Source organism: Marivibrio halodurans, from assembly GCF_017963645.1.
In the GTDB taxonomy this organism is placed as follows: domain Bacteria; phylum Pseudomonadota; class Alphaproteobacteria; order UBA8366; family Aestuariispiraceae; genus Marivibrio; species Marivibrio halodurans.
On sequence record NZ_JAGMWN010000004.1, the window covers coordinates 72,227 to 97,751 of the forward strand.

At 64.8% G+C, this 25,525-nt stretch carries 38 protein-coding genes; 32 read left to right on the plus strand and 6 right to left on the minus strand.

What is annotated here, in order from left to right; translation table 11 throughout:
* Positions 1–6: 6 nt before the first annotated feature.
* Positions 7–315: a DUF1244 domain-containing protein gene (locus KAJ83_RS09525; protein ID WP_210681836.1), complete on the minus strand. Its 309-nt coding sequence runs from the start codon at positions 313–315 to the stop codon at positions 7–9.
* A 182-nt stretch (positions 316–497) separates the two neighbouring features.
* Here KAJ83_RS09525 and KAJ83_RS09530 point away from each other — a divergent pair, with 182 nt between their 5' ends.
* A complete protein-coding gene (locus tag KAJ83_RS09530; RefSeq protein ID WP_210681837.1) occupies positions 498–1,760 on the plus strand; it encodes a hypothetical protein in 1,263 nt (420 codons plus the stop codon).
* A gap of 75 nt (positions 1,761–1,835) precedes the next feature.
* On the opposite strand, the gene KAJ83_RS09535 is transcribed toward KAJ83_RS09530, so the two are convergent.
* The 3 genes from KAJ83_RS09535 to KAJ83_RS09545 form a co-directional block, all read right to left on the minus strand.
* Positions 1,836–2,243: a hypothetical protein gene (locus tag KAJ83_RS09535; RefSeq protein ID WP_210681838.1), complete on the minus strand. Its 408-nt coding sequence runs from the start codon at positions 2,241–2,243 to the stop codon at positions 1,836–1,838.
* A gap of 130 nt (positions 2,244–2,373) precedes the next feature.
* Positions 2,374–3,540, minus strand: a complete 1,167-nt coding sequence (locus KAJ83_RS09540; RefSeq protein WP_210681839.1) for a carboxylate-amine ligase — start codon at positions 3,538–3,540, stop codon at positions 2,374–2,376.
* A 105-nt stretch (positions 3,541–3,645) separates the two neighbouring features.
* Positions 3,646–4,482: an N-formylglutamate amidohydrolase gene (locus KAJ83_RS09545; RefSeq protein WP_210681840.1), complete on the minus strand. Its 837-nt coding sequence runs from the start codon at positions 4,480–4,482 to the stop codon at positions 3,646–3,648.
* 138 nt (positions 4,483–4,620) lie between these two features.
* Here KAJ83_RS09545 and KAJ83_RS09550 point away from each other — a divergent pair, with 138 nt between their 5' ends.
* Positions 4,621–5,148, plus strand: a complete 528-nt coding sequence (locus KAJ83_RS09550) for a hypothetical protein (protein WP_210681841.1) — start codon at positions 4,621–4,623, stop codon at positions 5,146–5,148.
* A gap of 92 nt (positions 5,149–5,240) precedes the next feature.
* On the plus strand, positions 5,241–6,008 hold the full coding sequence (locus KAJ83_RS09555; protein ID WP_210681842.1) for a FadR/GntR family transcriptional regulator: 768 nt from the start codon (positions 5,241–5,243) through the stop codon (positions 6,006–6,008).
* 270 nt (positions 6,009–6,278) lie between these two features.
* On the opposite strand, the gene KAJ83_RS09560 is transcribed toward KAJ83_RS09555, so the two are convergent.
* Entirely contained in the window at positions 6,279–6,965 is a 687-nt protein-coding gene (locus KAJ83_RS09560) for an XRE family transcriptional regulator (RefSeq protein WP_210681843.1), read from the minus strand.
* A 188-nt stretch (positions 6,966–7,153) separates the two neighbouring features.
* Here KAJ83_RS09560 and KAJ83_RS09565 point away from each other — a divergent pair, with 188 nt between their 5' ends.
* From KAJ83_RS09565 to KAJ83_RS09655, 19 genes are all read left to right on the plus strand, one after another.
* Positions 7,154–7,456: a helix-turn-helix domain-containing protein gene (locus tag KAJ83_RS09565; RefSeq protein WP_210681844.1), complete on the plus strand. Its 303-nt coding sequence runs from the start codon at positions 7,154–7,156 to the stop codon at positions 7,454–7,456.
* Positions 7,453–7,875 (plus strand): hypothetical protein, encoded by a 423-nt coding sequence (locus KAJ83_RS09570; RefSeq protein ID WP_210681845.1) that lies wholly within the window; start codon positions 7,453–7,455, stop codon positions 7,873–7,875. The genes KAJ83_RS09565 and KAJ83_RS09570 overlap by 4 nt, the downstream gene beginning before the upstream one ends.
* A complete protein-coding gene (locus tag KAJ83_RS09575) occupies positions 7,872–8,687 on the plus strand; it encodes a ParB N-terminal domain-containing protein (RefSeq protein WP_210681846.1) in 816 nt (271 codons plus the stop codon). Before KAJ83_RS09570 ends, KAJ83_RS09575 begins: the two co-directional genes overlap by 4 nt.
* Positions 8,687–9,169 (plus strand): DNA transposition protein, encoded by a 483-nt coding sequence (locus KAJ83_RS09580; protein WP_210681847.1) that lies wholly within the window; start codon positions 8,687–8,689, stop codon positions 9,167–9,169. The genes KAJ83_RS09575 and KAJ83_RS09580 overlap by 1 nt, the downstream gene beginning before the upstream one ends.
* The gene (locus KAJ83_RS09585) at positions 9,166–11,202 is read left to right on the plus strand and encodes a transposase domain-containing protein (protein ID WP_210681848.1); all 2,037 of its coding nucleotides are present in this window, start codon (positions 9,166–9,168) and stop codon (positions 11,200–11,202) included. The genes KAJ83_RS09580 and KAJ83_RS09585 overlap by 4 nt, the downstream gene beginning before the upstream one ends.
* A gap of 87 nt (positions 11,203–11,289) precedes the next feature.
* Positions 11,290–12,249, plus strand: coding sequence for an AAA family ATPase (locus KAJ83_RS09590; protein WP_210681849.1), 960 nt, complete (start codon positions 11,290–11,292; stop codon positions 12,247–12,249).
* Positions 12,250–12,260: 11 nt separating this feature from the next.
* On the plus strand, positions 12,261–12,638 hold the full coding sequence (locus KAJ83_RS09595; protein WP_210681850.1) for a hypothetical protein: 378 nt from the start codon (positions 12,261–12,263) through the stop codon (positions 12,636–12,638).
* Complete coding sequence (locus tag KAJ83_RS09600; protein ID WP_210681851.1) at positions 12,635–13,135, plus strand: helix-turn-helix domain-containing protein; 501 nt, start codon at positions 12,635–12,637, stop codon at positions 13,133–13,135. Before KAJ83_RS09595 ends, KAJ83_RS09600 begins: the two co-directional genes overlap by 4 nt.
* A gap of 99 nt (positions 13,136–13,234) precedes the next feature.
* Entirely contained in the window at positions 13,235–13,804 is a 570-nt protein-coding gene (locus KAJ83_RS09605; RefSeq protein ID WP_210681852.1) for a host-nuclease inhibitor Gam family protein, read from the plus strand.
* Positions 13,801–14,391: a hypothetical protein gene (locus KAJ83_RS09610; protein WP_210681853.1), complete on the plus strand. Its 591-nt coding sequence runs from the start codon at positions 13,801–13,803 to the stop codon at positions 14,389–14,391. Before KAJ83_RS09605 ends, KAJ83_RS09610 begins: the two co-directional genes overlap by 4 nt.
* A 3-nt stretch (positions 14,392–14,394) precedes the next feature.
* Positions 14,395–14,823 carry a hypothetical protein gene (locus KAJ83_RS09615; RefSeq protein WP_210681854.1) on the plus strand — a complete coding sequence of 143 codons (429 nt, stop codon included), beginning with the start codon at positions 14,395–14,397 and terminating at the stop codon, positions 14,821–14,823.
* Between the two features lie 3 nt (positions 14,824–14,826).
* The gene (locus KAJ83_RS09620) at positions 14,827–15,075 is read left to right on the plus strand and encodes a hypothetical protein (RefSeq protein WP_210681855.1); all 249 of its coding nucleotides are present in this window, start codon (positions 14,827–14,829) and stop codon (positions 15,073–15,075) included.
* A 3-nt stretch (positions 15,076–15,078) separates the two neighbouring features.
* Positions 15,079–15,597, plus strand: a complete 519-nt coding sequence (locus KAJ83_RS09625) for a hypothetical protein (RefSeq protein ID WP_210681856.1) — start codon at positions 15,079–15,081, stop codon at positions 15,595–15,597.
* Complete coding sequence (locus KAJ83_RS09630; RefSeq protein WP_210681857.1) at positions 15,594–16,262, plus strand: MT-A70 family methyltransferase; 669 nt, start codon at positions 15,594–15,596, stop codon at positions 16,260–16,262. Before KAJ83_RS09625 ends, KAJ83_RS09630 begins: the two co-directional genes overlap by 4 nt.
* A complete protein-coding gene (locus tag KAJ83_RS09635; RefSeq protein ID WP_210681858.1) occupies positions 16,252–16,539 on the plus strand; it encodes a hypothetical protein in 288 nt (95 codons plus the stop codon). The genes KAJ83_RS09630 and KAJ83_RS09635 overlap by 11 nt, the downstream gene beginning before the upstream one ends.
* Before the next feature lie 11 nt (positions 16,540–16,550).
* Positions 16,551–16,736, plus strand: a complete 186-nt coding sequence (locus tag KAJ83_RS09640) for a hypothetical protein (RefSeq protein ID WP_210681859.1) — start codon at positions 16,551–16,553, stop codon at positions 16,734–16,736.
* Positions 16,733–17,485 (plus strand): phage protein GemA/Gp16 family protein, encoded by a 753-nt coding sequence (locus tag KAJ83_RS09645; protein ID WP_210681860.1) that lies wholly within the window; start codon positions 16,733–16,735, stop codon positions 17,483–17,485. The genes KAJ83_RS09640 and KAJ83_RS09645 overlap by 4 nt, the downstream gene beginning before the upstream one ends.
* A complete protein-coding gene (locus KAJ83_RS09650) occupies positions 17,482–17,760 on the plus strand; it encodes a hypothetical protein (protein ID WP_210681861.1) in 279 nt (92 codons plus the stop codon). The genes KAJ83_RS09645 and KAJ83_RS09650 overlap by 4 nt, the downstream gene beginning before the upstream one ends.
* Positions 17,760–18,200, plus strand: coding sequence for an ASCH domain-containing protein (locus tag KAJ83_RS09655; RefSeq protein ID WP_210681862.1), 441 nt, complete (start codon positions 17,760–17,762; stop codon positions 18,198–18,200). Before KAJ83_RS09650 ends, KAJ83_RS09655 begins: the two co-directional genes overlap by 1 nt.
* Positions 18,201–18,227: 27 nt before the next feature.
* Here KAJ83_RS09655 and KAJ83_RS09660 read toward each other — a convergent pair whose 3' ends face one another.
* The gene (locus KAJ83_RS09660) at positions 18,228–18,887 is read right to left on the minus strand and encodes a hypothetical protein (protein WP_210681863.1); all 660 of its coding nucleotides are present in this window, start codon (positions 18,885–18,887) and stop codon (positions 18,228–18,230) included.
* 68 nt (positions 18,888–18,955) lie between these two features.
* Between KAJ83_RS09660 and KAJ83_RS09665 the strand changes: the two genes are divergently transcribed.
* The 10 genes from KAJ83_RS09665 to KAJ83_RS09710 all read left to right on the plus strand — a co-directional run bounded on the left by KAJ83_RS09665 (position 18,956) and on the right by KAJ83_RS09710 (position 25,524).
* Positions 18,956–19,321, plus strand: a complete 366-nt coding sequence (locus KAJ83_RS09665; RefSeq protein WP_210681864.1) for a helix-turn-helix domain-containing protein — start codon at positions 18,956–18,958, stop codon at positions 19,319–19,321.
* Positions 19,322–19,441: 120 nt separating this feature from the next.
* Complete coding sequence (locus KAJ83_RS09670) at positions 19,442–19,846, plus strand: M15 family metallopeptidase domain-containing protein (protein WP_210681865.1); 405 nt, start codon at positions 19,442–19,444, stop codon at positions 19,844–19,846.
* Between the two features lie 5 nt (positions 19,847–19,851).
* On the plus strand, positions 19,852–20,283 hold the full coding sequence (locus tag KAJ83_RS09675; protein WP_210681866.1) for a hypothetical protein: 432 nt from the start codon (positions 19,852–19,854) through the stop codon (positions 20,281–20,283).
* 1 nt (position 20,284) lies between these two features.
* Positions 20,285–20,941: a hypothetical protein gene (locus KAJ83_RS09680; protein WP_210681867.1), complete on the plus strand. Its 657-nt coding sequence runs from the start codon at positions 20,285–20,287 to the stop codon at positions 20,939–20,941.
* Positions 20,938–21,126, plus strand: coding sequence for a hypothetical protein (locus KAJ83_RS09685; protein ID WP_210681868.1), 189 nt, complete (start codon positions 20,938–20,940; stop codon positions 21,124–21,126). Before KAJ83_RS09680 ends, KAJ83_RS09685 begins: the two co-directional genes overlap by 4 nt.
* Before the next feature lie 52 nt (positions 21,127–21,178).
* On the plus strand, positions 21,179–21,541 hold the full coding sequence (locus tag KAJ83_RS09690) for a hypothetical protein (RefSeq protein ID WP_210681869.1): 363 nt from the start codon (positions 21,179–21,181) through the stop codon (positions 21,539–21,541).
* Positions 21,538–21,843, plus strand: coding sequence for a VpaChn25_0724 family phage protein (locus KAJ83_RS09695; RefSeq protein ID WP_210681870.1), 306 nt, complete (start codon positions 21,538–21,540; stop codon positions 21,841–21,843). Before KAJ83_RS09690 ends, KAJ83_RS09695 begins: the two co-directional genes overlap by 4 nt.
* Positions 21,844–21,845: 2 nt before the next feature.
* Positions 21,846–22,406: a phage protein Gp27 family protein gene (locus KAJ83_RS09700; protein ID WP_210681871.1), complete on the plus strand. Its 561-nt coding sequence runs from the start codon at positions 21,846–21,848 to the stop codon at positions 22,404–22,406.
* A gap of 14 nt (positions 22,407–22,420) precedes the next feature.
* Positions 22,421–23,899 (plus strand): phage terminase large subunit family protein, encoded by a 1,479-nt coding sequence (locus KAJ83_RS09705; protein ID WP_210681872.1) that lies wholly within the window; start codon positions 22,421–22,423, stop codon positions 23,897–23,899.
* A complete protein-coding gene (locus tag KAJ83_RS09710; protein ID WP_210681873.1) occupies positions 23,899–25,524 on the plus strand; it encodes a DUF935 domain-containing protein in 1,626 nt (541 codons plus the stop codon). Before KAJ83_RS09705 ends, KAJ83_RS09710 begins: the two co-directional genes overlap by 1 nt.
* Position 25,525: the final 1 nt, after the last annotated feature.

A 25,525-nucleotide genomic window follows, 5' to 3' on the forward strand; every position in this document is an offset into this window, starting at 1 on the left:
TCCCGCTTAGGGATTATCCTTGAACGACGCCGCGAACTGCGCTTCCTGATCCGGCGTCGCCTGAAGCTGGTGTTTCACCTTCCATTCCTCGTAGGGCATGCCGTAGACGATCTCGCGCGCCTCGTCCTTCGAGAGTTCCAGGCCGCGCTCAGCCGCCGCCTCGCCGTACCAGCGGCTCAGGCAATTGCGGCAGAAGCCCGAGAGATTCATCAGGTCGATATTCTGAACATCCGTGCGCTCCCGCAAATGGTCGCGCAAGCGGCGGAAGGCGGCGGCCTCCAGTTCCACACGGGTCCGATCGTCGATCTCGCTCATCGCGCCGTCACTCCCTTGATCACGTGCTTTATCCGTCCTCATTCCCTAGACATAGGCGCCACCCGCCACATCGCCAAGCCCGCCCGCCCTTGCCGACGATAGGCGGGTGGGTGACGCATGGACTGGCACCGAGCCCCGATTCGGGTACTCTGCGCGGCGTCATGCGAGGTCATTCGACATGCATGACCCTTGGTATCACGACGGCGGGCATCATGGACAAGGACGATCTGGAAACCCTGCTTTCCTCCGGCAAGTTCCTGTGCTTCAAGCCGGCGATTCTGGCGCCGCCCCCGCCGGAGATCGTGGCGCTTCCGGCAGCGGCGCGCAGAAGGAAGCCCGCCCGCCATGACGAAGCGGAGGACGAGGGAGAGAGCGAACCGGGGCCCGCGCTGTTCGACATCGCGTTGCTGCAGAATTCGATCTTCTTTAAGGAATCCACCGATGACGGCGGCGACGGAGAGTTCGAGACGCAAACCCGCGTCATGCTCGCCTTCGACGCGCGCGACCCGCTCCAGGGCGGCGTATCCAGCACGGCCCAGCCCGACAAGCTGCTGGCCGCGCTGGCCAAATGGTATGGCGGCATCGGCCGGATCGACCTTACGGATCACGACCGCGCCGTGCTCGACGTGCTCTGCCGCGTTCCTACATTCGATCCCTTCATCCTGCTCGCCTTCCGGCCAGAGCTGGAACGGTACCGCAAGATCCACACGGCCTATTTCGAGGTGGACGAACTCACCTCCCTCGGCGTGCGGAAGGTGATCGAGCGACGCGCGAGCCGTCTCGTCACCCTGGCCCTGCGGATGGAGGAGCCGGTCGATACCCGAGAGGCTAACAAGGGCCGGCATCCGCGACGCGATGAAACATTTCAATCGCGTCAACGCTCCATCACCGCCTCGATGACGGAAGCCATCTGGACCACCAGGCTCGACAAGCAGTCGCGGTCACTGCTGGAGAGTTTCAAGATCGACGAAGTGGAGATGGAGCGTGTGCTGTTCGCCTGGAAGGGGATCAGCTACTATGAGTTCCTATTCAATGGCCTGCTGAAGGAACATCATGACTTCTTCCGGTGGCTGGGCAGCATCGATTCCCTGCCCCGGGACGCCCACCAGATCGATCCGGAAACCCTGGCCGGCATGAAGCAGCGGCGGGAGCAGTCGATAAAGCTGATCCGACGGAGCTATCTGCGGTGCGCCACTCTATTGAAGCGTTACGAGGATGCCTATGAGGCGCTGACCAGCCGGAACGATCCGACCCCTTTTCAACGCTTCCTGGTGGCCGCGCCGATGCTGTTCGAAGGGCTGGGAACCAATATCGGCCGCTTCGGCCACGCCGGCAATGCGTGGGGCGCGCTCACTAATGGCGGCCGGCGCATGCGCATCGCTTATGACCGGCTGGACCCTTTCTACGATTTCGTGGTGAGCCTGCACCATCCCCCGACCAGTTGACGGCGCACCGATGGAGGATCGATCGTTCGCGGGTCGGCCAAGCCGACAGAGCCGACGGCGACGCGGAGGTTTTCCTTAACCGGGAACCAGTTCTTCCTGGTCCAACCGCCCGGATTCGATCAGCGCCTGGCTGTCCCACAGCGCCTCCCGCAGCTTCTCCCAAAGCGGTTCCGATTCCGGCGGGGACGCCCCCTCTCGCGGGAAGTTGGCGGTCGCGCGCATGATAGCTTGTGCCCGACGATTGACGGCCATCAGACCGAACCGATCCGAGATCACGAGAATCTGCTTCACCCGGCGCCGCGCGGCACCGAGTTCCTCCGCCTCGTCCATTCCCCGCGCGAGCTTCCAGAGCTGGCGAACGACCTCGCGCAGGGCGGGGGCGAACACACCCCGCCCCATGCGCTCGCGCACGGTCTCGAAATGCGGTCGATCAATCAGCTTATCCACGGACAGGCCGATTATCTGAGTGGATGCCCGCGTCACCGCAGCCTCCGATCCAAAGCCCCCAATCCAAGGAAATTTCCCTCGTAAGGCAAGATGGGCGTCAATGGTTAACAAAAAGTAACCAAGAGACCACCGGGGCGCGGCGGAAGGCGCCCACAGGTCGCCCCCCTCACAAATCCGCCACCGTCTCCAAGATCAACCAATCGACGACCGCCTTGAGGGCCGCCTGCTTGTCCGCGCCGGCGGCGAGCGCTTCATTGAAGACGCGCAACTGGTTATGGGCCGAGGTGCCGCGCGCCAGGATGGTGCGCGCATGCTCGCACTCCCGCACGCAGCCGAGCCGTTCCTGATCCGGCCGGGTCAGTTCCAGGATCTCCTCGATCAATCCGTCGAAGGCGCCGATGCGCCCCACGCCGAAATCGACCAACCCCTCGTCGAAGCCATAACGCTGCGCGCGCCAGCGGTTCTCCTGGATCAACATGTTCGAATAGATGCGCCAGCGCTGGTTGGAGCGCCTGAGGCGCTGCAACATCGACAGCAGACAGGCATAGAGGGCGGCGATGGCGATGCCGTCCTCCATTCGCGTGCAGATGTCGGGAATCCGCATCTCGATCGTCGGGAAGCGCCAATGGGCGCGGACATCCCACCAGATCTTCGAAGCATCCTCCATCAAGCCGGCATCGACCAGAATCTGGACGTGGCGGGCATATTCGCTCCAACTCTCGAAACGTTCCGGCAGACCGGTGCGGGGCAGTTCGTCGAAGACCGCCAGGCGATAGCATTTGAGCCCGGTGTCGGAGCCCTGCCAGAACGGGCTGGAGGTGGAGAGCGCCAGCAGGTGTGGCAGGAAATAGGCGATCTGGCCCAGCAGATCCATTCGATGCTCGTCATCGTCGAAGCCGACATGGACATGCATGCCGGAGATGACGAGCCGCCGGGCAACCCCCTGCAGGTCGTTCGCCAGCATGTTGTAGCGTTCCTTGTCGGTATGCTGGACGGAGGCCCATTGCGCCGTCGGGTGGGTCGAGGCCGCGACCGCCGCCAACCCCTGATTGCGCGCCGCCGTGGCGACCGCGCCGCGCAGCCGGGCGAGCTTCTCCCGCACCTCCCCGATCGACCGGCAGACGGCGGTGCCGACCTCGACCTGCGCCTTCAGGAATTCCGGCGTGACGGCGCCGATGCTCTCATCGATCTCGCGGCCGACTTCCTCGATCACCGCTTCCTGCACTTCCGCCCGGCCGGCGAGGTCGCCCGTCGCCGGATCTACGAGGAGATATTCCTCCTCGATGCCGATGGTGAAGTCCTCGCCGTCGCCCGAGGTCCTACTCGCCGCCATATCCGCCCTCACCGAATAGGGCCCATCCGAAATCGGATGCAGCCGCCGCCGATGGCTCACTCTAAGGCGACTCGCGCCGGTGCGTCAGCCCCGGCCGTTCACACCTTACGCGAAGGGGGTGAGAAGATCGCGCCGCGCCAGAAGTGGACGCAACGCATCCGCCAGGATACCGGCGTAGCGTGCCTGCCCTTCTTCCGTGCGAATCCGGTCCTGGCGAATCTCGAACAGAATATTCGGCCGCCCCTGAGGCAGGGCGTGGGTCTCAACCGTATAGCCGAAGGCCAGCAGCCCGGAATAGGGCTTGTTATCGCCGATGGTAAGATCGGGGTTCGCCGTGGCGAGTGCTTCGATCACCGGATCGGCCATGCGCCGGTCACGGTTCGACAGGACCCCGATATGCCAGGGGCGGGCCTCCCCCTGGAAGATGTCCGTGCAGCTATGAACGGAAATCAGGGCTGGATGCCCATGTGCCGCCGCCTTCCGCGCCATGCATTCGGACAGTGCATCGTGATAGGGGTGGAACAGCAGATCGGCGCGCTGTTGCCGCTCGGCCTCGCTCAGACGCCGGTTCCCGGCGATGACCGTGCCGTCATAGATTTCCCGGATCGCGGTGAAATCCTCCGGATCGCGATTGCAATCGATGACCAGCCGCGAATACCCGGAAAGCACCGCCGGCGTATCCAGCAACGCCGCCAGCCGTCGAGCCACCCCGGCCGCGCCTATATCATAGGCGATATGACGGCTCATCGCGGCCGCGACCGCCCCCAGATCGCCCAAGGATGCCGGCACCCGGTTCGACGCATGGTCGCAACATATCACGGCGGGCGCGCCGCCCTCCCGATTCACCGTCTCGAAAGGCGGTGGGTCGTCCGGCCCCAGAAGCAGAGGCGGATGTTGACCGGCACCGCCGGGGGACGTGCTGTCGTGGGCTGAATGGCTCATGGCGCGGGCGATCATAGCGGACGCGCCGCCCCATGAAAGCCCTTCTCCAACCGATTCATGCATCCCATGTCCCTGGCGAAGCGTCGAATCGGACGCTACCTTAGGCGCATCCCTTTCAGGAGAGTGAACGGTCCGTCGATGCAACGCTTCGAGCCCAGGGAAAGCGAGCGATTCCGCAAGATCGTCGGTGTGATGGAACGCGCGACGATCGAGGGCGAGCGCGCGGCCGCCCGCGAGGCGGCGGAACGCATGGCCGCCCTGCACGGCATGTCGCTCGACGAAGCGATCCTGGAAACCCATCCGGAACGGGACGACGGCCGCATCGATGCCGAGGAGCGCGCCGCCCGGCAACGCGATTTCGAGGCCTGGGCCGCCCGCCAGACCCGAATGAACGCGGCCTATGAGCGTGCGGAGAAGGAACGCTTCGAACAGGCCAAGCGCGATGCAAGGCGACGCGGTTATAAGCCTGAACCGGAGGGGGGCGCCCGCCCTGGCCGGTACAACATGACGCCCCGCTACCGGCCCAGCAATTATCGCCCCTCGTCGGAAGATCGCTTCCGCTTGATCGCCGGCCTGCTGCGCGATGGGGTCAGTTTCCGGCGTATCGCCGACCTGGCCGATGCGAGCACGAACGAGGTCGCGCGCATCTGGCTCCTGATCCGCTAAAGGTTTCGTTCCCTGTCAAGGACGATTTACGGGTGCGCTTGGCTTGGCGACGGCACGGGCGTATCCTGCCCGAAAAATAGGCGGGAGTCGGTATGGAGGATGCAACTCTGAAAAGCGCGGCCACGGGCGAGCTATGTGTGGCGGCCGGCCGGGAAAGCGTCGCCGACCGGGTGGCCGCCGACATTCTGGAGATGATGGCATCCGGCGATATCAGCGCTGGTGACCGCCTTCCCTCGGAACGCCGCTTGGCCGAGGAGTTGAGCGTCAGTCGGGTTTCCGTGCGCGCGGCCCTGCAGCGGTTGAAGGCGCAAGGCTTCCTGATCGCCGTTCAAGGGGGCGGAACACGGGTCGTCAAGACCGCCGGGGACGCCGACCCGGCGCTTGCGGAACTGGTGCGGATCGACAGGACGAACCTGCTCGACCTCATGGATTTGCGCGCGGAAATGGAGGTTTGGGCCGCAGGCAAGGCCGCAGCCGCCGCGACCAAGAGCGACCTCGCGCTGCTCAACCGCGCGCTCGCCGAGATGCGCACCGACAACGCGCCACGCCCGCAAGACAAGGCCCGCGCCGACGTGGCCTTCCATATGGCGGTGGCGCGGGCAAGTCACAGCATCGTCTATCGCCATGTGCTCTCGGTCGTGCGGGAGACCTTGAGCGAAATGCTGCACTATCATCGCACCGAACTCTTCGGCACGCCGGCCGACGATCGCATGATCATGCATCAGCACGGGGTGATCGTCGATGCCATCTCCAGCGGTGATTCGGAGCGCGCGAAAGCCGCCATGCGGGCCCACATGAATTGGACGCGCGATCACTACGACAAGAAACGCCAACAGACCGACGCTCCCTCCCCGAAATAGCCTCCCCCGAAATCGCCTTTTCGGAATCGCGGACATCGGCCCGTGACCGGAAGGCGGCCCCCGCAAGAACGACCCCAAGAACTGTTAGGGGACACATGATCTTGCAGTGAGGCGGGATATGGCGGGATCGGGCGGGAAATACCGGGATGGCTGGGGTTCCGGGCGATCGGCGCGGTCGGGCGTTGGTTTTGCAGTCACGGCGACATTGCCTCGATCGGACAGTAGGATTTGCAGTGACCGTCCGGCGCCGAGCGGTCTCTGAGACACCTCTCAGATCACCTTTCCGATCCACCGGACGCGACCTACAATATGAAGCCTGTCCATCTGCTTTTGGTCGATGGTTTGGTCACTGTAGGCCGAGTTGTCCGATATAATCACCAGCCCGTCCATTAGTCTTTGAAGCCGCTTCACCACGAGCGCATCATCCCAGCGCATCGCATATATGGCATTGTCCAGCAAAGACGTGACGGAAATGTCGATCATTAAATCGTCGCCTTGGTGGATCGTTGGTTCCATGGAATCGCCCACGACACCGACTATGCAAAGATTTCTGACGTCGACGGACCCCAGCCTCTCCGCCAACCATTTCTTCGAGAAGCCAATCTGATCAACGATATTGCTTCCGTCGAGGAACGACCCTGGGCCGCCAGAGAGCTCGGTTGCGACGCGTGGCAGGATAACGGATTCCACGTCGTGCGCAGAGACTAATGGCGTCTGCGATATCCCGCTAGCGAGCCAATCGAGGCTTGTATCCGTAGCCTTCGCTAAACGAGCGAGTGAGGCAAAAGACGGATCGGCTAGGCCGGCAATCCAATTGGCGAGCGTAGATTTCGCAACGCCTGCCACACGAGCGGCCTCTTCTCTATTTTTGAACTTCTGCTCTACGAGCCGGATCCGCTTTCCAAGATCCTCACGAAAACCTGGAACGTCCTTTCCATCTTTTGATCCAGATTCCAAGTTATCTCTAACCATTTGATATGGCGATATAATCCATTTTCTGTGATTAATGATCTATAAAATCGAACATAGATCAGTTTTTGCTATTGTTTTGATCCAGAAAAATGGATTACCCTTTCTCCGTTCGTAGACACGACACCCCAAACAAATCCGGCCTGGCGGGGCCGGAACGATCGAGGGAGAGACGGATGGCGCGCGTCCGCGCGGACAAGAGCCCGGAAGAGGTCCGGTACTTGCTGAATCGCAAGGGCCTGACCTTCGCCGACGTGGACAGGCTGCACGGCCTTAAGTCTGGGATCGCGCGCCAGACGGCGCGGCATCCCCATGTCCACGGCGAGCAGGCGCTCGCCGAAGCCGTTGGCCTGACGCCACAGCAGCTATGGCCCAGCCGTTACGATGCGCGTACGGGCGAGCGCCTGAAGCCTCAACCCTCGGAAAACTATAAGGACCGTCCCCGCCTGCGTCACTGTCAAAAGCGGAGGGCGGCATGAACAACGACGATGAATACGCGGCGAACTGGGCGTATCGCGCCCTCGCCCAACTTCAGGATGCGCAGCGCGAGTTGGCGGATGTCTGGATTCGCGGTCGAGACCACACCACCGGAAACATCGGCGACGAAGTGGTCAAGGCGATCAAGCATACCCAGGGCGCGCTCTCGGAATTGCAGAAGATCTACGCCATCACGGGACGCCCCGCGTCTGAGATAGCGGGCGACGACACCGACGATGCCAAGGCCTTCGATCCCGACGAGCCGACCTCACCCGTTAGTGCCTTACGGTGCGATTGCGGTTGGCTCGGTGCTCGCCACGAGCTGATTGATGGATGGGCCTGCCCACAATGCGGCTGCCACGGTGAAGATATGGCCGAATCCCTAACTCCCTGTGCCGTTGAAATCGGCGGCGCGGCATGAACACGAAGCCCGTCGTCCATATGATCGCGCTCGCCGACATCGATGTGCGCGACCGCCTGCGGCCCGCCGACCAGGCGTCGGTCGAGGCGCTTGCCCGGGACATCGACCGGCGCGGCCTGCGCGTGCCGATCGAGGTCGCCGGTCAGTTACGCGGAGACAAGAAGTACCGGCTCGTCTCCGGCCTGCACCGGATAACCGCGTTCCAGTCGCTCGGCCGCGAAGATATCCCGGCGTTTATCGTCAGCGGGAACCTGCTCGAGCTGCGCCGCGACGAGTTGCTGGAGAACCTGACGCGCAACGAACTGTCGAAGCTGGAGCGCGCGCAGTTCGTTGCCGACTTGAAGCGGGTATATCTCGAATTGCACCCGGAAGCGGCTCACGGCGGGGACCGTCGCAGCGACGATTTTCAAGATGCCAACGATGGCGACTTGAAGCCCTGGTACGACGTGATCGCCGAGCGGTCGCAGCGCGCCGCCCGCACGATCCAGCGCGAGGCCGCGATCGGTGAGCGGCTCGACCGCGATGTTGCGGACACGCTTCGCGCATCGCCGATCGCCGACAATCAGAAGGAACTGGAATCCCTCGCGCGCTTCAGCCCTGAGATACAGCGGCAGCTGGCCGGCGTGATCGCGTCGGGTGGCGCGCGAAGCGTCACTGCGGCGCACCGCGCGCTCAGCGGCGCCCCCGCGACCGGCGAAGGCGAAGAGCGTGATCCCGTCGCGCGGTTGGTGGATGGATTCATGCGTCTGGGCAAGCGCGACCAGGACCGCTTCCTGAACAATATCGGGGCGCGCCGGGAGGTCGATGAGTGATGGCGCGGCGCGGCGGCGATGACAGGACGCTCGACCTTTTGGCGTGGCAACCGCCGGAGCCGCAGCGCTACGCGGAGGAGCGCGTTCGCACCGCCACGCTCCGCGACCGGATTTCGCGCGCCGTCTCCGAGACATTGAAGGACTGCGAGCAAACACGCGCAGATGTCGCCAGGGCGATGGGCGAGTGGCTGGGTGAGGACGTCAGCGAGAACATGCTGAACGCCTATGCGAGCCAAGGCCGCGAGGAGCACACGATTCCCTACCTGCGCCTGCTGGCTCTGGTGCAGGTGACCGGCGACACGAGACTGCTGCAACTCGGTGCCGAGCTATTCGATACGACGGTGATCGAGAACCGGCTGAAGCCGTTCATTGAAATCGGCATGCGCTTCGACCGCCGCAATCGCGCGGTCGCGATCGCGCAGGAAGAGGACCGCGAGATCGACGTGGCCATCCGAACCATTCGGAAGGGGGCGCGCCAATGACTGTCGGGCGCGAGGTGAACGGGGCGTATGAACTGATCGAGTGGTGGACGACCGCCGACCTCGCGAGCTTGTCGCTTGAGGGATTACCACAATCTCAGCGCGGCGTCCTGGCTCTTGCCAAGAAGCACTGCTGGCAGGGACGCCGTACCCACTCGGGCAACTCGCTCGCGCGCAGGCGCGCCGGCCGAGGCGGCGGCTGGGAGTACCACTACAGCCTACTCCCGTTGGAAGCGCAGCAGGACCTGCTCCACCGCTACTCCCATGAACGACTGGCGGCCGAGGCACGACTCCGGCCCGCGCCGGCCGATACGCCGCGCCGGAATCCCTTGTGGGAGATTTTCGAGCGGTTGGGTGGCAACGCCCAAGACACCGCCAAATGGCGGCTCGCCGTCCTGAACGAGGTCGAGGACCTCACGCGTGGCGGTATGAACAAGAACGGCGCGGTCCATATGGTCTCCCGCCATTGGAAGCAGCAAGGCAAGAGGATCAGCGCCCGAACCCTTTGGAACTGGTTCGATCTGGTCGCGGGGCTCGAACGCTCCGATTGGTTGCCGGCGCTGGCGCCTCGTCATGTCGGTCGAACGAAGACCGCGCAATGCTCTCAGGAGGCCTGGGATTGGTATAAAGGACACTACCTGACGCGCAAGAAACCGACCCACGCGGACACATACAATCGGCTGAAGAAGATCGCGGACGCGAAAGGGTGGACGATCCCGACCGCGCGAACATTGGTCCGGCGGATGGATTCCGAGGTCGAGGAGATCACTCAGATCTATTGCCGCAAGGGTGCCGAGGCAGCGGCCAGGCGGATGCCGACACAGCGGCGCGACGCCACGGTGTTCGGCGCGGGCGAGGCGGTCAATGGCGACGGCCTCAAATTCGACCGGCTATGGGTGCGCTTCACCGACGGCGAGATCATCAATACGGCGACCGCTTGGTTCTATCAGGACGTCCGTACCCGCCGCATCCTGGCGTGGCGGCTGGATAAGACCGAGAACACGGATCTCTTTCGGCTGGCCACATACGACCTGACCGGCGTTTGCGCGCCGGCCCATGTCTATATCGACAACACGACCGTCGCCGCCAACAAGCTGATGACCGCCGGGGCGAAGGGCCGGAAACGGTTCAAGGACGGCCCGGAGGATGGGCTCGGCCTGCTGTTGATGCTCGGCATGGACCCGCACTTCACCAATCCGGACGAGGAGACCGGCAACCCCGGCGCCAAGCCGATCGAGCGTGCGTTCGGCATTGGCGGTCTGCACGAGATGGTCGCGACAAACCCGGCACTGACGGACCGGGGGTATAGCAAGGCAACCGCGATCTCGTCAGACGAGCTGCGCGCGGTGATCGCCCATGAGGTCGAGCGGCATAACGCGAAGACGGGGCGGCGGACGCAAGCGTGCGGCGGTGTTCTTAGCTTCGACCAAGCATGGGAAGCCGCGATCGGGGATGAGCCCGTCCGCGTCCTGTCCGATCGCCAGCGTCGCCTGCTGCTGCTGTCGCGCGAGGTCGCGCGCGCCGACGGCCGAGACGGGGCGATCACCCTCGAGGCGGGCCAGGGTCCTCATGGCCGCAATCGATATTGGTGCGAGCATCTGACGCAATGGGCGGGTCGCAAGGTCGCGGTCCATTACGACCCCGAGGATTTGCGCTCGGACGTCCATATCTACTCGCTGGATGGCCGCTATCTCTTCGCGGCGGAGTCGCTTCCCACCGCCGGCTTCAACGACACGAAGTCCGGTCGCGAGTGGCGCAAATTCAAGAGCCGCATGATGAAGGCCGAGAAGGCCAAGGCCGACGCCGAGCAGCGCATGGACGCCTTGGTGCGGGCATCGATTTACGCGGACGCCACGAACCAACCGATCGCCGAAGCCCCCAAGAAAAAGCGGCAGACCCGTCCGGTCGTCGTCGCCGGACATTTTCAGCACGTGCCGGATCCGGCGAGCGACGCCGGGTCCCGTGACGACGAGGACGACGATGCGCGGGTGCTCAATTTCGTGAAGGGCGTCGCGAAGATCGCGGTGGGCGACTAGCCCGCCAAGGATCGAGGGCGCGGCGACCGGCATCGCGCGCGCCCTCTTTAACCGGGCCGAAGGCCCTCTCAACGGAGGTAGGGATACATGAACGAGCAGGTTAAGGAAACCGGCGAGGTCGATGTTGGTTCGATCCGCCGGCAGCTGAACGAGATCAAGGCGGCCGAGGGGCTGTCCTGGCCCGACATCGAGCGCACGAGCGGCGTCAAGCGCGGCACGCTCTCGACCTTCGCGACCGACAAGTACGCCGGTGACAACGAGCGGGTGGCTCGCGAGGTCGGTCGCTGGATCAACTCGCGCAGGGCGTCGGCCACGGTGACGGCGACGCTGCCGGACGTGCCGTCCTTCCGCCCGACGCCGAGCGCCAACGAAGTCCTGGCCCTTTTGCGCTACGCGCATGTTGCGCAGGACCTCTGCATTGCGGTCGGCGTTCCGGGCGTCGGCAAAACAAGCGCCATCGACCAGTATGTCGCGACGACGCCGAACGTCTGGAAGCTGACGGTCTCGCCCAGCGTGAAGTCGGTTTACGGCTTGCTGGTCAAGATGTGCGAGGTGATGCGTGTCAGCGAGAAGAACGCGGCCCTGCTGAGCCAGCGTTTGGAATCCTACCTGCAGGACAAGGAAGGTCTCCTGGTCGTCGATGAGGCGCAGCACGCGACGATGGAGATCCTGGAAGAACTGCGATCCTTTAGCGATTCCGCCGGTGTTGGGCTCGTGCTCAGCGGCAATCACGAAATCCTCAGGAAGCTCTCGGGCAGCTCGGGCCGTGGGCGGTACGCCCAGCTGGTCAGTCGAATCGGCGGGCGTGTTGTCATCAACAAGCTGCGTAAGGCCGACATCGAGGCAATCGCGGACGCGTGGAATGTGACCGATCCCCAGGAGCGCGGTTTCCTGCACCGTATCGGCGGCCGGCCGGGCGCTCTGCGGAACATTACCAAGACGATGCGTCTCGCCGGCTTGCTGGCGCAGGGCGCGGAAGAGCCCCGGGCTATCGGTCACATACAGCAAGCCTGGCGCCAGCTGGCCGGCCTCGACGAGACATCGTGAGGGAGGCGATCATGACGAATCCCGAAGATGATCGTCGTCTCGCCAAGCGGCTGCGCGCGGTCTGCCGGTCGGTCGGCGAGCAGGTGCGCGCGGGCGAGCTTACCGAGGACCGTCTGGCCTACGCGCTGCGCTCGGTCGTCGGTGTCGCGGATACGCTCGATCTGCGCGCGCGCCACGGCGAGGCGAGCCCGCCGGCCGGCACGGACGAACCTGCCGACAACCCCGGCAATGTCGTCGATCTCGCGGAGCGGCGGGCGTTGGAGACGGCGGTGCCGGGTCGCGACCCGGCCGGCCTGCACTTCAGCGGCCTGCGCGCGCCGCGCGATCCGCGCACGCTGACCCGGCCGCCGGGCTATCACGACCCCGACGGGTCGGGCGGTGCGGCATGAGCACGGCCGACACACAAGCCCCGACGCTGCCGATCCATGAGATCCAGAGCCTCGTCGCTAAGCGTTTCGGGGTGACGGTCGACAAGCTCCTCATCGATAGCCGCTCGCCGGTCTATGTGCTGCCGCGTCAGGTCGCGATGTACCTCGCGGCGGAGCTTACCGGCTATAGCGAGGCGCGGATCGGCAATGCGTTTCGGCGTGATCGCACGACGGTGCGTTTCGCGCGCGATTCCGTGGCGGCCAAGTGTCGAGGCGATCGCGACCTCGCGATGACGGTCACCGCGCTGCGCGCCGAGCTTAGCGAGCGCATGCCGGTCGATCGGATATCAAACGAGGTTGCCGCCCGGAACCTCGTCGCCGCCGCCTCTGTGGCTGTCGAGGGGGGCAACCAAGCGATCTTCGAACGGTTGGCCGCCGTCGCGGCCATCGACCCGGGCCGCGTCGTCCAGGAGCTCGACCACATGGCGCGGCGGCTTGAACGGGAGATCGGCCGATGAGCCGCCGCAATCCCGCCCTCCGCGCGATCCGCCAGCAGCTGCGCTGGCTGCGCACGCTGTTCTTTCCCAACCGTTCAACCGTGAAAGGAGGGCATCGCCATGGCTAAGGCGAAAGCGAAGACCCCGGCAAAAGACGGCGGCGCGGCGAAGAGCGCCGCGCTGGAGGAGATCGAGACGCGCGCGCAAGCGTTCGCGTCCGCGCACGACGTCCTGGAGGCATGCGTGATCCAGGTCGAGGCCGAGGTCCGCGAGATCCACGCGCGCCACGCGGCCGTCATCCGCGAGGCGGCCGAGCAGGAGGCGGCGGCCAAGAAGGCCCTTACCGACGAGATCGACCGCAATCGGTCGCTCTTCGCGCGGCCGAAAAGCCGCACGATCTACGGCGTGAAGCTCGGCCTGCGGAAGGGGCAGGACACGCTGGAGCTCGGCGACGAGAGCGCGCTCGTCGCGCGCATCGACAATCAGCTCCCGGATCGCGTCGATCAGCTCGTCGATACCAAGCGCACGATCGTCAGGAGCGCGGTCAAGAAGCTGGAGAAAGCGGTCCTGCAGCGGCTCGGCGTCAAGTACGTCCAGGGCGCAGACGAACCCTTCGTGGCGATCGAGGAATCCGACGCGGAGAAGATGGCCCAGGCGATCCTCGACAGCGCGGCGGGAGGTGGGCGATGAAAATCGACCGCGAGTGCCGCATGTGCGGCTGCACGGACATCACCGCCTGCATCGAGCCGGATGGATCCCCCTGCTGTTGGGCCGACGAGGATCTTTGCAGCGGCTGCATGGCGCGTTTTTACGATGGCGCCGCCGTTGGTCTGTCCGTCGAGAGATGGGCCGCGATGGTCGCGGATAGCGACCCAATGCCGCCGGACGATTGGCATCTCATCCCGGACTACGTGATCCAGCCTTTCCACGACGGCCCCGACGTCGGCGCCGTCCGCACGGACTTTGACCTTGCCGAAGTCCTCGAACGCGTTGCGGCTAGGGCCTTCTGGGCTATCGAGGAAATCCACCGGCGGAGTGACGTGCACTTGGACAACGCCGCGCTGCCGGGAGATGAGCGAGCCTCCGTCCGGCTCAGCGATCCTCAGAAGAGGATGCTGAAGAACATTGCGGCTGGTCGTGGCTCTCATTGGGGCTTGGCGACTCAGTCCGAATGGGGCGGGGCGGTTGCCACTCTCGCCTCGCTTAAACGCCTTGATCTCGTCGATGACAACGACAACGCGACACCGGCCGGCCAAGCCGAGGCGGCGAAGGACTGAGCCATGCCCCATCAGGAAACATACAAGGCGCCAGATGGTGGTTGGGTGTGCTTTCACTGTGGTGAACGGTTCATGTCGCCGGGTGCGGCGGCCGATCATTTCGGCGAGACGCAGGACTATCAGCCAGCCTGCGTCATGATGGTCGAGCTCGGTCGCGAGCGCGGTCTCATCATGGAATTGCGCAAGGCCCAGAGAGAGGTCCGGTGGCAAGAGGAGAGGATCGAACAGCTTGAGTATCAGGCGGCGGTCGACGCGGACAACTGGACGCGCATCGTCGGATTGAAGCGCGCGCACAACGTGGCGTTCGAGTTGGACTGCATGGAAGGTCGCGCTCTGGCGGCCGAGGCGGTCCTAGCCGAGATTGAGAGCCGTTGGCCGGCCCTGGTTCAGGCGTCTCGTCGTCGCGTTGAGTTCCAGGCGCGGAAGGCCTGAGCGATGCCCGCCGCCCTCGCCCATACGCCGGATACCTCCGAAGAGCTACTCGACGAGTTGCTCTTTTGGAGCGCCACGTTGGCCGCGCACCCGATGAATCGGGCGGCGCGGCGGCGTGTGCGCGCGTTGTGCGAGGAGGCGCGGGGAATCCTGAAAGACAAACGCGGGCGCGAGCGCCTGATCGCCGCGATCGACGCCGCCGAGGCGGCCGCGCGCGAGGCACACGGCTATCGCGCGGATCTGGAGGGCTGATCGATGGATGAGGCGCACGCGATCAGGACATTGCATGACGGCGGATTCGACCCGGCCGAGATCTGCTGCCTGCTGATCTGTGAGTGGCAAACGGTCGAGCGCGCGCTGTTTGTATCGCTCGAAACAAACAGCGTCGCATCTCCGGATCCCGATCCCGTTGGCCAGGAAGCGCTGTCGCCTCCCACGCCGCCGCAGCCGGAGATCAAGCATCGCGCGCCCGCCGACGCTGGGCCAACCCCCGCAGCCGAGCGCACGGCCGAGGTCGAGGCGATCGAGCGGCATATCCGCGATAAAGGCGCGAGCCGATCCGTGAATTTCGGCGCCGACGCGCCGGCCGTCGAGTATTTGCGCGCCTGCGGCATCGAGGTCTACGGCGCGCCGCCGGCCCTGCGGCAACGCGGCCGCTGGATGGTCAACGGCATCGTCGCCAGCACGGCGGCGCTCTGGGAGCGCGCGCGCAAGGAGGCCGATCGCCGTGGCGATCAGGCGCCGCGCAAGGGCCGGACGGGTGCGCGATCATGAGCATCGCCACCCCCAAGAACTGGCCCTGGGGCGGCCTCAAGCCGCTGCACTACCGGCTTTTGTCGATAGACCCGCCTTGGGCTTTCGAGACCTGGTCGGAGCAGGGGCGCAATCGTTCGGCCTCCTACGACACGATGACGCTGCCTCAGTTGGCGCAGATGCCGGTAATGGATTTAGCCCGCCCGGACGCGCTGGTCGCCCTGTGGGTGATCGACTCGATGTTGCCTGAAGGACTGGCGCTGCTCGACGCGTGGGGTTTCCGTTTCGTCACGGTTTGCTTCACCTGGGTGAAGACCTTCGACCTGTTCGGCCGGCAGTCCGCACGCATAGCGTTGCTCCACCGTGCGATCGAGGATCGTGACTGGAACCAGATCGGCGAGGCGCTGGCCCCCATGGGCCTTGGGTACTGGACACGCGCTAACCCGGAGATGTGTTTGCTGGCATCAATCGGCGCACCGCGTCGGGAGGAAAAGAACGTCCGACAGCCCCTCTTCGCGCCGCTACGTGAACATTCACGCAAGCCCGACGAAGCCTATCGCCGGTTGGAGCGCCTGACGCCTGGCCCGCGCGCCGAGCTATTTGCACGTGAGCGCCGGCCCGGCTGGGACGCGTGGGGCAACGAGGTCGATAAGTTCACCATCGAGGAGAGTGGATATGGCGCATGACCCAAATTGTCCGGAATGCGCGGTGCTGCGCGCTTGGGGGCGGTTGGTTTCGAGGAACGATCTCGAGAAGGGCGATCCGGCCCACGTTACCGCGAGCTTCGAGCGCTTCTTCGACCTGACGCTCTCCGGGCTTGCTCGAATTGTCGCGCGGATACCGGATCCGGCCGCGCGCGAGATGTGGGCACAACGCGCCGACGCATGCTTCCGGTCGCATGTCGCGACGCACGCCAGCGATAGGCCGTGGCGAACCGATCAAGACACGACCACGCGGCACTGAGGAGGACAGGAATGCCGACCTACAACATCAGCAAGCCCAAGAGCGATCGCGCCGATAAGCCGGCGTTCCGCCGCTGCCTCGATTGCCGCGAGGAGTTCCTGTCGAGCTGGTCGGGCGAGCGGATCTGCCGCCGGTGCAAGTCGGATGACGAGAGCGTTCGCGCCGCGCGTCATTTCGACGGGGTGGCGTTCCAGTGACCGCCGCTGCGACGAAGGAAACGAAGGCCGACGCCCAGCGTCGTGGCCTATACGCGACGATCTCGATCGGCTGCAAGGATCTCTCGATCGACGACGACGCGCGGCGCGACATGATCGCCGCGCGGTATGGTGGCCGGCGCTCGATGAGCGAGCTGTCCATCGTGCAGTTGGAGGATCTGCGCGACCACCTGATCGCCCAGGGATTCGAGCCGAAACGTAAGGCCGGCGCCCGCAGCCGTGGCCCGGCCCGCGCAGGAGCCCGCGCGCTGGCGGACGCGCCGGAGGCGCGCAAGGCGCGCGCGCTGTGGATCTCGCTCTACCATCTCGGCGTCGTGCGCAACCCGGCGGAGGATGCGCTGGCCGCCTTCGGCAAGCGGCAGACGGGCACGGATGCCCTGCAGTGGATCAAGCAGGATTGGCACCTCATCATAGAAGCGCTGAAAAAGATGGCGGAGCGCGATGCCGGCGTCTCGTGGGAGCCGCTGCACTATTATGTGCGCGATCCGGAGACGGGCGTCGTCTTCCGCGCGCGCGGGCCGCACGCAAGGCTCAGCGTCCTGCATGCCCAATGGCGGATCGCCAAGAGCCTTGGCGCGGTGCAGGACCATCCGCATGTCACGCTCGAGGGCTTCGGCCGGAGCGTCACGGGCAAGAGCGCCTTCCAGTTCTACGAGGATGCAGACCTCGACAAGCTGATCGAGGCGCTCGGCCGCGTTATCCGCAAGGCCAAGGCGGAGGGCGCGTCATGATCGCCGACGACGGCCGCCGCCGTGCGCGCAACCTGATGCACCTCCATCTGATGCGCCGTCTCGTGGAGCGCGGCGTGCCGCTCGACTACGCGGATATCGTCGCGCTCGAGCAGCGCATCGAGCGCATGCGCGCGAGCTTCGAGCGGCCCGGCGCCACGCGCTACCGCCTCCGCCTCAAATATGGCCGAAGCCGCCGCATCCGCGTCGTCTACGACATCGAGTATCGCTGTCTGCTGACGGCCTGGCTGCGGCCGCCGGAACAGAGGAGCGTGTGATGGTCGCATATAACTTCAAGAGTGGTTTCGTGCGCGATATCCGCGCCGGCATCAAGGATCACACGGTGCGGGGCAATCGTGCGCGGCGTCACGCGCGTCCTGGCGAGTTGGTGCAGCTATATACCGGCATGCGCACTAAGCAGTGCACGAAGATCCTCGATCCCGATCCACCCTGCACACGGCTCGATGAGGTCGCGCTGGAGGTCGGTCCGATGGCCGGCCGCTTCGCGCTCTTCGAGATCAACGGCATCCCTCTGGACGATGAGGCGATCGAGGCATTCGCTGCGGCGGACGGATTCAGCGTGGCGCGGCGCCTCGATGTTAGCGCAACCGAATGCATGGTGCGTTTCTGGGCGATGACCTATGGCCGCCAACCCTTCGAAGGCGTGGTCATTCACTGGGATCCGAGCGAAGCGCTTCGGCAATTTGGCATATCGTAAGCGGGATCTCCGATGACATCCGCAATTCTAGAAAATCAAGCCATAGCTCGAGGCTACCTCGCGGTGATGGACGGCCATCTTTTGAAGATGGCTGATGAGAGTCCGATGTTGACAGCACAGTCCATTGACGATCCCGAATGCAGCGGCATACCGGGTTTCGATATCTCCACGCTGAACGCGTGTCGCATAGTCGGATGCCGCGAGGTTTTTGACACCCTCGATCGTAAACCTGAGCTCATCGAGCTTTTCGGCGATTTCCGTATAGGTTGGGGGAGACGTGAGCAGGGATTTCTCGATAGCTTCAAGGTGTTCCGCGTAACGCGCCGATTCCTGCAAAAACTCATCAATATCTTCGTCGCTAGGGGACGGCCCACGCGTATTGTAGATTTTACGAATTTCGTGGGCTTTAGGATCGAGTGCCTCCAGGCGGATTCGCAGATAGTTAGCCTCATCGACGATTGTGCGATGGTACTCACCGTGTCGGAGGTTTTGATCCGCCACGATCTGTCGAGAGGCAGCGATATAGGCGCCGCCACCGGCGACGACAGCGCCAAGCATAGTGAAAACCCCGGTAATCACGGCGCTACTCTCCCCATCGAAGATGTGGGAATCGATGGACGTGATCAGTCCAATGGCCACCGCTCCGAACAGTACGCCGCCACCGAACAAGGCCCAGCTATCGCGCAAATCACCCTCCTCATTTTCGTGTGCTCGCTGGGAAAGACTATCATGTGCCTTGGCGGAGGGACCAACAGGTGACCGCTCTCCGCCCGCCCCACGGCGTCAACCAGCTGATCGAGATCGTTGGCGATGATGCCGCGATCGCGCTGGTGCGCGCGCATGGCGGCGGTCGGCTATACGTCCCGGCATCACCCCGCCCCAAGCTCGTCGATCTGATCGGCGCGGCGGCGGCCGAGCGGCTGTGCCGCGCGCGCGGTGGCGAGGATATCGAGATTCCCTTGTGGCGTCGTGGTGTCTACGGATATCTTCGGGACCGCCTCGGGCTATCCCAGGCGGCCGCCGCGCGCACGGCTGGCGTGACCGCGCGCACGGCCCGTAACTGGGATCACGGCGATACCGCGCGGCTCGCCGACAAGCTCCAGCCCAGCCTTTTCGATTGATCCGCCCGCCGTATCCGGCGGAAGCGATTCCCCCTAAAGATCAGCCTGCGCGACCGGCACACTTGGCCTCGGATATCGCGGAGCCGTCGGCTCCGCGCAATGCGTCGGAGGCCGCCCGTCATGTATCGATACTCGCCCACGTCCGAGGCGCGCCTGGCCAGTTGCGACGAGCGGCTGCAGGCGATCTTCCGCGAGGCGATCGAGTCCTGCGATATCACCATCATCTGCGGCCATCGCGGCCGGGCCGAGCAGGACGAGCTGCACCGCACCGGCAAGAGCCAGTTGCGCTGGCCCGATAGCAAGCACAACACCAGCCCCAGCCGCGCGGTCGACGCGGCGCCCTATCCGATCGACTGGCAAGACCGCGAGCGCGCGACGCTGTTCGCGGGGTTCATTCTCGGCCTGGCTCGTGCGCGCGGCATCACGCTGCGTTGGGGCGGCGATTGGGATCGCGACTGGCAGGTCAAGGACAACAATTTCGACGATCTCTGGCACTTCGAGCTCGTCGAGGACGAGGAGGGTTGATCACCATGGAAATCGCGATTCATTGGGCCTTCGCCGGCGCGCTCGCCTACGCGGCGGCGGTCCTGATTCTGCTGCCGTTCGGCGTTACGGCGGTGCTGTGCCGGCTGTGCCGGCTGCGGCGGTGGGTCGATTATTGGACGGGGGGCTGGCTCCAGGCCGCCGCCGGCTGGTTGATCCTACCGGCCTTCGCGGTCATCGCGATCGCGCCCGCCTTGCTCCCGATCCTCACGACGGCGGCGGAATGGTGGGGCTACGCGATCTCCGGCGCAGTCATCGCGGCGGGATTCGGCATCGCCGCCTGGGCAAATTGGGCGCTCCATGACGGACCCTACGACGAGGACGCGGCCTTTTGGACGGGATGCGTCTACATCGCCGTGGGCGTCGTCTCGGCCTTGCTGGTCTGGTTGGCCGGCGCGTTGGTCGGGTGGGGCGGCTGAGATGGCGTTGATCACCGGCCTGCTCGCCGCCCTTAAATTCGCGCCCTCCGTCTTCGCGGCCGGGCAGTCGATCTACAACGCGGTAACCGGCGAGGACCCGCCGCCGGAGGCGGTCGAGAGCGAGGAGGCCTTCGCCCGGCACGTCGAAGGTCTGCCGCCCGAGCAGCGCGACCGGATCGTCGAGCAGACGATCGCCGCCAAGGTCGCGATCCAGCGCGCCGACACCGAGCGTTTCGTGGCGATGACCGACGGCACCGCCGAGAAGATCCGCGCCACCGCCCGGCCGGAGATCGCGCGGCGCGCCATGGGCGTGATCGAGCGATTCTCGCGGATCCTGGTTTGGCTCGGCGCGCTTACCGTCCTGCAATGGGCCGTCGGCTGGCTCGGGCCGCTTGTCTCCAACGACTTCCGGGCGCCGGCCTCGATCTGGGACGAGATCGCGAAGATGGCGCCGGTTGCCGAGATGATCTGGGCGCCGACGCTGGCCGCGCTCTATGCCTGCCTGGAGGTGATCAAGAAATACATGGGCTGCCGCGAGCGCGACAAGGCGATGGAGGCTGAGATTCGCGCGGGCCGGCCGCTCAAGTCCACCCAGGCGACCATCGAGGCCGCCGGCGGCGCGATCGGTGGGATCGTCCGGGCGATCAAGGGCAAGTGACGATGGCCGATTTCGCGGACGACGCCCGCCGCCTCGCCGACCAGGATCTCGCCCGCGCGCTGCGCCGGCGCCAGCAGCGCGCGCGAACACGGCTGTGCACGATCTGCGGCGAGCCGCTGCCGGCCGATCAGCTTGAGCGCGATCCCGACATCATCGCGTGCGGCGAGCATAGCTGGAGCAGGTAGGAGCAAGAGGATGGGGGCTGAGTTTTTCGTTTGGGCGAAGATCGTCCTGGAGATGGCGGCGATCTGCATCGCCGTATGGGCGTTCGTGGATAGCCGCCGGGCGGTCCGTTACGCCCGCCAACGCGACCTGACGAACGACCTCGACGAAATCAAGGCGATGATCGCCGATGGTGACCAGCAGAGCGCCATTGCCCTCCAGCAACACGGAGATCGGATCGCGAGGCTGGAGCGCGATGTCGAGAATGGCCCGTCGCGCCGTGAAATAGCGAAGCTCCAGGCCGAGATCCATGCCTTCTCCAATCAGCTCGCCGAGATGAAGGGCGAGTTTTCTGGCGTGAAGGAGTTGATCCGCGTGGCACGGAATCAGACCGACCTGATGCAGCAATGGCTGCGAGACTACGGACAGGGCCGATGACGAAAAACTTCAAGGACTTCGCGACCGAGGACCGACGCCTGGTGATCCTGCGAGTGCTGAAGGATCAGGAGAGCTACAGCCTAAACTGTTCGGTCATGCAGATGGTCCTGCAGCAGTTCGGCCATGGGGTTAGCCGCGACCAGGTGCGCACGGACTACGCCTGGCTCGCCGAGCAGGATCTGCTAACGGTCGAGCGTCTGTCGGACACCGTCCACGTCGCCAAGATCACCGCCCGTGGCGTCGATGTGGCGAAGGGCTTGGCGACGACGCCCGGCGTGAAGCGGCCCGGCCCGGAGGGCTGAGCATGGCGCGCAAGTCGTCGATCGACAAGCTCGAGCCCCAGGTTCGCGACCTGATAAAGAAGCTTCGGGTCAAGGATGGCCGTACGATCGACGAGATCCTGGCCAAGCTCCAAGAACTTGAAGTCGATGTCTCGCGGACCGCGCTCGGCCGGCACACCAAGGATCTCGACCAGTTGGTCGAGTTCACCAAGTACAGCCGTGAAGCCGCGAACGTGCTCGTCGATCGCCTCGGCTACAACACCGACAATCGCGTGGCCCGCGCGAACATCGAGATCCTGCATGCCGCGATCATGCGGCTGATGATGGCAGGCACGGAGGAAGGCGGGAAAATCTCCTTCGACAGTGAGGAGGTCATGTTCCTGGCCCGGGCACTGAAGGATTTGGCATCCGCTCAGAAGGCCGACCAGGACCGCGAACTGAAGCTGCGAGAGCAGATCCGCAAGGAGGAGCGTGAGAAGGCTATCGCAGAAGCCGCAGAGACCGTCGATAAAGCGCTGGCCGATGCGAAGGGCGTTACCACGGAAACTCGCGACAAGATCCGCCGAGAACTCGGCGTCGGCTAGGAGGGCTCGCGACGATGGGCAATGCGAAGATAATCCCCGCCGATCCCGGCGGGATTTTCCTTCCCTACCAGGGGCGGTGGATCAAGGACGACAGCCGTCTGAAGCTGATGGAAAAGGGCCGCCAGATCGGCCTCTCCTGGTCGACGGCCTATGCCGCCGTCGAGCGCACGGCCGCCCAGGGGCAACGGCACGATCAGTGGGTCAGCAGCCGCGACGACGTGCAGGCGCGGCTTTTCGTCGAGGACTGCAAGATGTGGGGTGGCGTCATGGATCGCGCCGCCCGGGACCTGGGAGAGGTCGCGATCGACGAGGGCAGCAAGGCAACCGCCTACGCCCTGCAGTTCGCCAACGGTAAGCGGATCCACAGCATGTCGTCGAACGCGGACGCCCAGGCCGGCAAGCGCGGCGGCCGCATCCTGGACGAGTTCGCGCTTCACCCGGACCCCAGGAAGCTCTGGGCGATCGCCTATCCCGGCATCACCTGGGGCGGCAACATGGAGCTGATCTCGACCCATCGCGGTAGCCAGAACTTCTTCAATACGTTGGTGCGCGAAATAAAGGAGAAGGGCAATCCGAAGGGCATCAGCCTGCACACGGTGACGCTCGAGGACGCGCTCGACGACGGCTTCCTATACAAGCTCCAGCAATCGCTGTCGGCGGACGACGAACGCCAAGCCATGGACGAAGCAGAATACTTCGAATTCGTCCGCGCCGGTTGCGCCGACGAGGAGAGCTTCCTACAGGAATATATGTGCAAGCCGGCCGACGACGAGACGGCCTTCCTCGAGTATGACCTGATCGCCTCGGCCGAGTATTCCGCGACCGCCGACTGGCAGACGATCGAAGGCGGGCGCCTCTTCTGCGGCGTCGACATCGGCCGCAAGAAGGATCTGACCGTGCTCTGGGTCCTCGAGCTGCTCGGCGACGTTCTCTATACGCGCCACATCGAGCGGATGCAGAATATGCGGAAGTCGGACCAGGAGGCCGTTCTTTGGCCATGGTTCAAGAAGGCCGAGCGAGTGTGCATCGACTCCACTGGGCTCGGTATCGGGTGGTCGGACGACGCACAGGACGCGTTCGGCGCGCACCGGGTCGAGGCGGTCACCTTCACGCCCGCCGTCAAGGAGCAGCTGGCCTATCCGATCCGATCCGCGATGGAGGATCGGCGCCTGCGTATGCCCTACGACCCCGTCGTGCGGGCGGATCTGCGCCAGGTTACCAAGCAGGTGACGGCCGCCGGCAACATCCGCTTCACGGCCGAACGCACGCCGGATGGTCATGCGGACCATTTTTGGGGCCTTGGCCTTGCCATTCACGCTGCTGGCGGAAAAGCGATGGAGTACGGCTATCATCCGGCTTCTGCGGCGGATCGGCCTGATCGATGGGGCGAGCGGAGGGGCGTGGACTACTGGGCCGGAGGCGGCGGCCGCATGGCCGATACGCCCGACAACGCGTTCGAGGATATCGAACACTTCGGGAAAGGAGCCTACTGATGGCGGATCGTGACACCGGCTTGGTCGATCAGTGGGGGCGGCCGATCCGGCGCGCCGACCTGACCCAGCAAATCGTCACCGCGACGGTGGGCGGCGTCCGGCAGACGATCTCGGAGCATCCGAGCGTCGGTCTGACGCCGGGCCGCCTAGCGAGGCTGTTGCGCGACGCGGAGGAGGATAATCCTTCCGGCTATCTGGCGCTTGCAGAGGAGATGGAGGAGAAGGATCTGCACTATCTCTCCGTCCTCGGCACACGCAAGCGCCAGGTGAGTCAGCTGCCCATCCGGATCGAGGCAGCGAGCGACGAGAAGGAGGACGTGATCAACGCCGAGATGGCGCAGGAGTTCGTCGGTCGCGACGTGCTGCAGGGCGAAATCAAGGACATCCTGGATGCTGTTGGCAAGGGCTTCTCCGTCAACGAGCTGATCTGGGATATGTCCGAGCGCGATTGGCGACCGGTCGCGATGGAGTGGGTCGATCCGCGCTGGATTGTATTCGACACGCCCGACCGTCGGACGCCGCGCCTGCTGGGGGAGCATGGCCAGGGTGAGGATCTGCAGCCCTTCAAGTTTGTCTATCATATGTCGAAGTGCAAATCCGGCTTGCCGATACGCGGCGGCCTCGCGCGGGCGGCGGCTTGGACCTATCTGTTCAAGAACTTCGACATGAAGGGCTGGGTCGAGTTCGCGGAAATCTATGGGCAGCCGCTGCGCGTTGGCAAGTTCGGGTCGAATGCCTCGGAGGAGGATAAGCGCACGCTGCTTCGTGCGGTGGCGAACATCGGCCGCGACGCCGCCGCGATCATTCCCGATTCCATGCTGCTGGAATTTATCGAGGCTAAGGGGGGAACCAAGGGCGCGGAAGTATACGAGCGTCTGGCCGCCTTCCTGGATCAGCAAGTATCCAAGGCGGTTCTGGGGCAGACCGCGACGACGGATGCCATCGCCGGCGGGCACGCGGTCGGCAAGGAACACAATGACGTTCGCGGTGATATCGAGCGTGCCGACGCCAACGAGCTTGAGGCCACGATCGGTCGCCAAATCATCCGGCCGTTGATCGATCTCAACCGGGGACCGCAGAAGCGCTATCCGTCGATCAAGATCGGCAATGACGAGGATGTCGATGTCGATGTCCTGTCCAAGGCGCTGCAGCGCTTGGTGCCGATGGGGCTGAAGGTCGGTCAAAACCAGGTGCGGGGGATGATGGGATTTAAAGAGCCAACGGCTGGCGATGATTTGTTGACTGCGCCGGCGTCCGCGACCGGCTATCCGGGGGCGACCGCGGGCGACGATCCGGATGACGAGGTTGCCCCACCGCGCGGTCGACCCGCCCGCAATGTCATCGCGCGCAACGCGGTCGAGGCGACGGCCGCCGACCTGGCAGAGCGCCTGACAGGACTGGTCGATCAGGCGGCCGGCGAGCCCATGGACCGGATGATCGAGCAACTGCGCCGGGAGGTCGAGGAGGCCGACAGCCTGGACAGCTTGGCCGTCTCGCTGCTGGCTCTCTATCCGGAGATGGATCCGTCTGGCGTTGGGGCGGCACTGGAACGCGGGCTGACAGCAGCCTATCTCGCCGGTGCCGCCGAGGTGCCGAGCGAGGCCGGCGCCGGTGGGGAGGCGTGAA

Bases quoted from the DNA above. Each gene is read 5' to 3' on its own strand.
- KAJ83_RS09620 (WP_210681855.1), top strand. From the start codon at position 14,827: ATGCCCGCCGCCCTCGCCCATACGCCGGATACCTCCGAAGAGCTACTC.
- KAJ83_RS09610 (WP_210681853.1), top strand. From the start codon at position 13,801: ATGAAAATCGACCGCGAGTGCCGCATGTGCGGCTGCACGGACATCACC.
- KAJ83_RS09700 (WP_210681871.1), top strand. From the start codon at position 21,846: ATGGCGCGCAAGTCGTCGATCGACAAGCTCGAGCCCCAGGTTCGCGAC.
- KAJ83_RS09595 (WP_210681850.1), top strand. From the start codon at position 12,261: ATGACGAATCCCGAAGATGATCGTCGTCTCGCCAAGCGGCTGCGCGCG.
- KAJ83_RS09695 (WP_210681870.1), top strand. From the start codon at position 21,538: ATGACGAAAAACTTCAAGGACTTCGCGACCGAGGACCGACGCCTGGTG.
- KAJ83_RS09635 (WP_210681858.1), top strand. From the start codon at position 16,252: ATGGCGCATGACCCAAATTGTCCGGAATGCGCGGTGCTGCGCGCTTGG.
- KAJ83_RS09625 (WP_210681856.1), top strand. From the start codon at position 15,079: ATGGATGAGGCGCACGCGATCAGGACATTGCATGACGGCGGATTCGAC.
- KAJ83_RS09545 (WP_210681840.1), bottom strand. From the start codon at position 4,482: ATGAGCCATTCAGCCCACGACAGCACGTCCCCCGGCGGTGCCGGTCAA.
- KAJ83_RS09525 (WP_210681836.1), bottom strand. From the start codon at position 315: ATGAGCGAGATCGACGATCGGACCCGTGTGGAACTGGAGGCCGCCGCC.
- KAJ83_RS09650 (WP_210681861.1), top strand. From the start codon at position 17,482: ATGATCGCCGACGACGGCCGCCGCCGTGCGCGCAACCTGATGCACCTC.
- KAJ83_RS09600 (WP_210681851.1), top strand. From the start codon at position 12,635: ATGAGCACGGCCGACACACAAGCCCCGACGCTGCCGATCCATGAGATC.
- KAJ83_RS09680 (WP_210681867.1), top strand. From the start codon at position 20,285: ATGGCGTTGATCACCGGCCTGCTCGCCGCCCTTAAATTCGCGCCCTCC.
- KAJ83_RS09670 (WP_210681865.1), top strand. From the start codon at position 19,442: ATGTATCGATACTCGCCCACGTCCGAGGCGCGCCTGGCCAGTTGCGAC.
- KAJ83_RS09570 (WP_210681845.1), top strand. From the start codon at position 7,453: ATGAACAACGACGATGAATACGCGGCGAACTGGGCGTATCGCGCCCTC.
- KAJ83_RS09630 (WP_210681857.1), top strand. From the start codon at position 15,594: ATGAGCATCGCCACCCCCAAGAACTGGCCCTGGGGCGGCCTCAAGCCG.
- KAJ83_RS09585 (WP_210681848.1), top strand. From the start codon at position 9,166: ATGACTGTCGGGCGCGAGGTGAACGGGGCGTATGAACTGATCGAGTGG.
- KAJ83_RS09710 (WP_210681873.1), top strand. From the start codon at position 23,899: ATGGCGGATCGTGACACCGGCTTGGTCGATCAGTGGGGGCGGCCGATC.
- KAJ83_RS09615 (WP_210681854.1), top strand. From the start codon at position 14,395: ATGCCCCATCAGGAAACATACAAGGCGCCAGATGGTGGTTGGGTGTGC.
- KAJ83_RS09575 (WP_210681846.1), top strand. From the start codon at position 7,872: ATGAACACGAAGCCCGTCGTCCATATGATCGCGCTCGCCGACATCGAT.
- KAJ83_RS09555 (WP_210681842.1), top strand. From the start codon at position 5,241: ATGGAGGATGCAACTCTGAAAAGCGCGGCCACGGGCGAGCTATGTGTG.
- KAJ83_RS09655 (WP_210681862.1), top strand. From the start codon at position 17,760: ATGGTCGCATATAACTTCAAGAGTGGTTTCGTGCGCGATATCCGCGCC.
- KAJ83_RS09530 (WP_210681837.1), top strand. From the start codon at position 498: ATGACCCTTGGTATCACGACGGCGGGCATCATGGACAAGGACGATCTG.
- KAJ83_RS09705 (WP_210681872.1), top strand. From the start codon at position 22,421: ATGGGCAATGCGAAGATAATCCCCGCCGATCCCGGCGGGATTTTCCTT.
- KAJ83_RS09550 (WP_210681841.1), top strand. From the start codon at position 4,621: ATGCAACGCTTCGAGCCCAGGGAAAGCGAGCGATTCCGCAAGATCGTC.
- KAJ83_RS09640 (WP_210681859.1), top strand. From the start codon at position 16,551: ATGCCGACCTACAACATCAGCAAGCCCAAGAGCGATCGCGCCGATAAG.
- KAJ83_RS09605 (WP_210681852.1), top strand. From the start codon at position 13,235: ATGGCTAAGGCGAAAGCGAAGACCCCGGCAAAAGACGGCGGCGCGGCG.
- KAJ83_RS09540 (WP_210681839.1), bottom strand. From the start codon at position 3,540: ATGGCGGCGAGTAGGACCTCGGGCGACGGCGAGGACTTCACCATCGGC.
- KAJ83_RS09590 (WP_210681849.1), top strand. From the start codon at position 11,290: ATGAACGAGCAGGTTAAGGAAACCGGCGAGGTCGATGTTGGTTCGATC.
- KAJ83_RS09690 (WP_210681869.1), top strand. From the start codon at position 21,179: ATGGCGGCGATCTGCATCGCCGTATGGGCGTTCGTGGATAGCCGCCGG.
- KAJ83_RS09580 (WP_210681847.1), top strand. From the start codon at position 8,687: ATGGCGCGGCGCGGCGGCGATGACAGGACGCTCGACCTTTTGGCGTGG.
- KAJ83_RS09565 (WP_210681844.1), top strand. From the start codon at position 7,154: ATGGCGCGCGTCCGCGCGGACAAGAGCCCGGAAGAGGTCCGGTACTTG.
- KAJ83_RS09675 (WP_210681866.1), top strand. From the start codon at position 19,852: ATGGAAATCGCGATTCATTGGGCCTTCGCCGGCGCGCTCGCCTACGCG.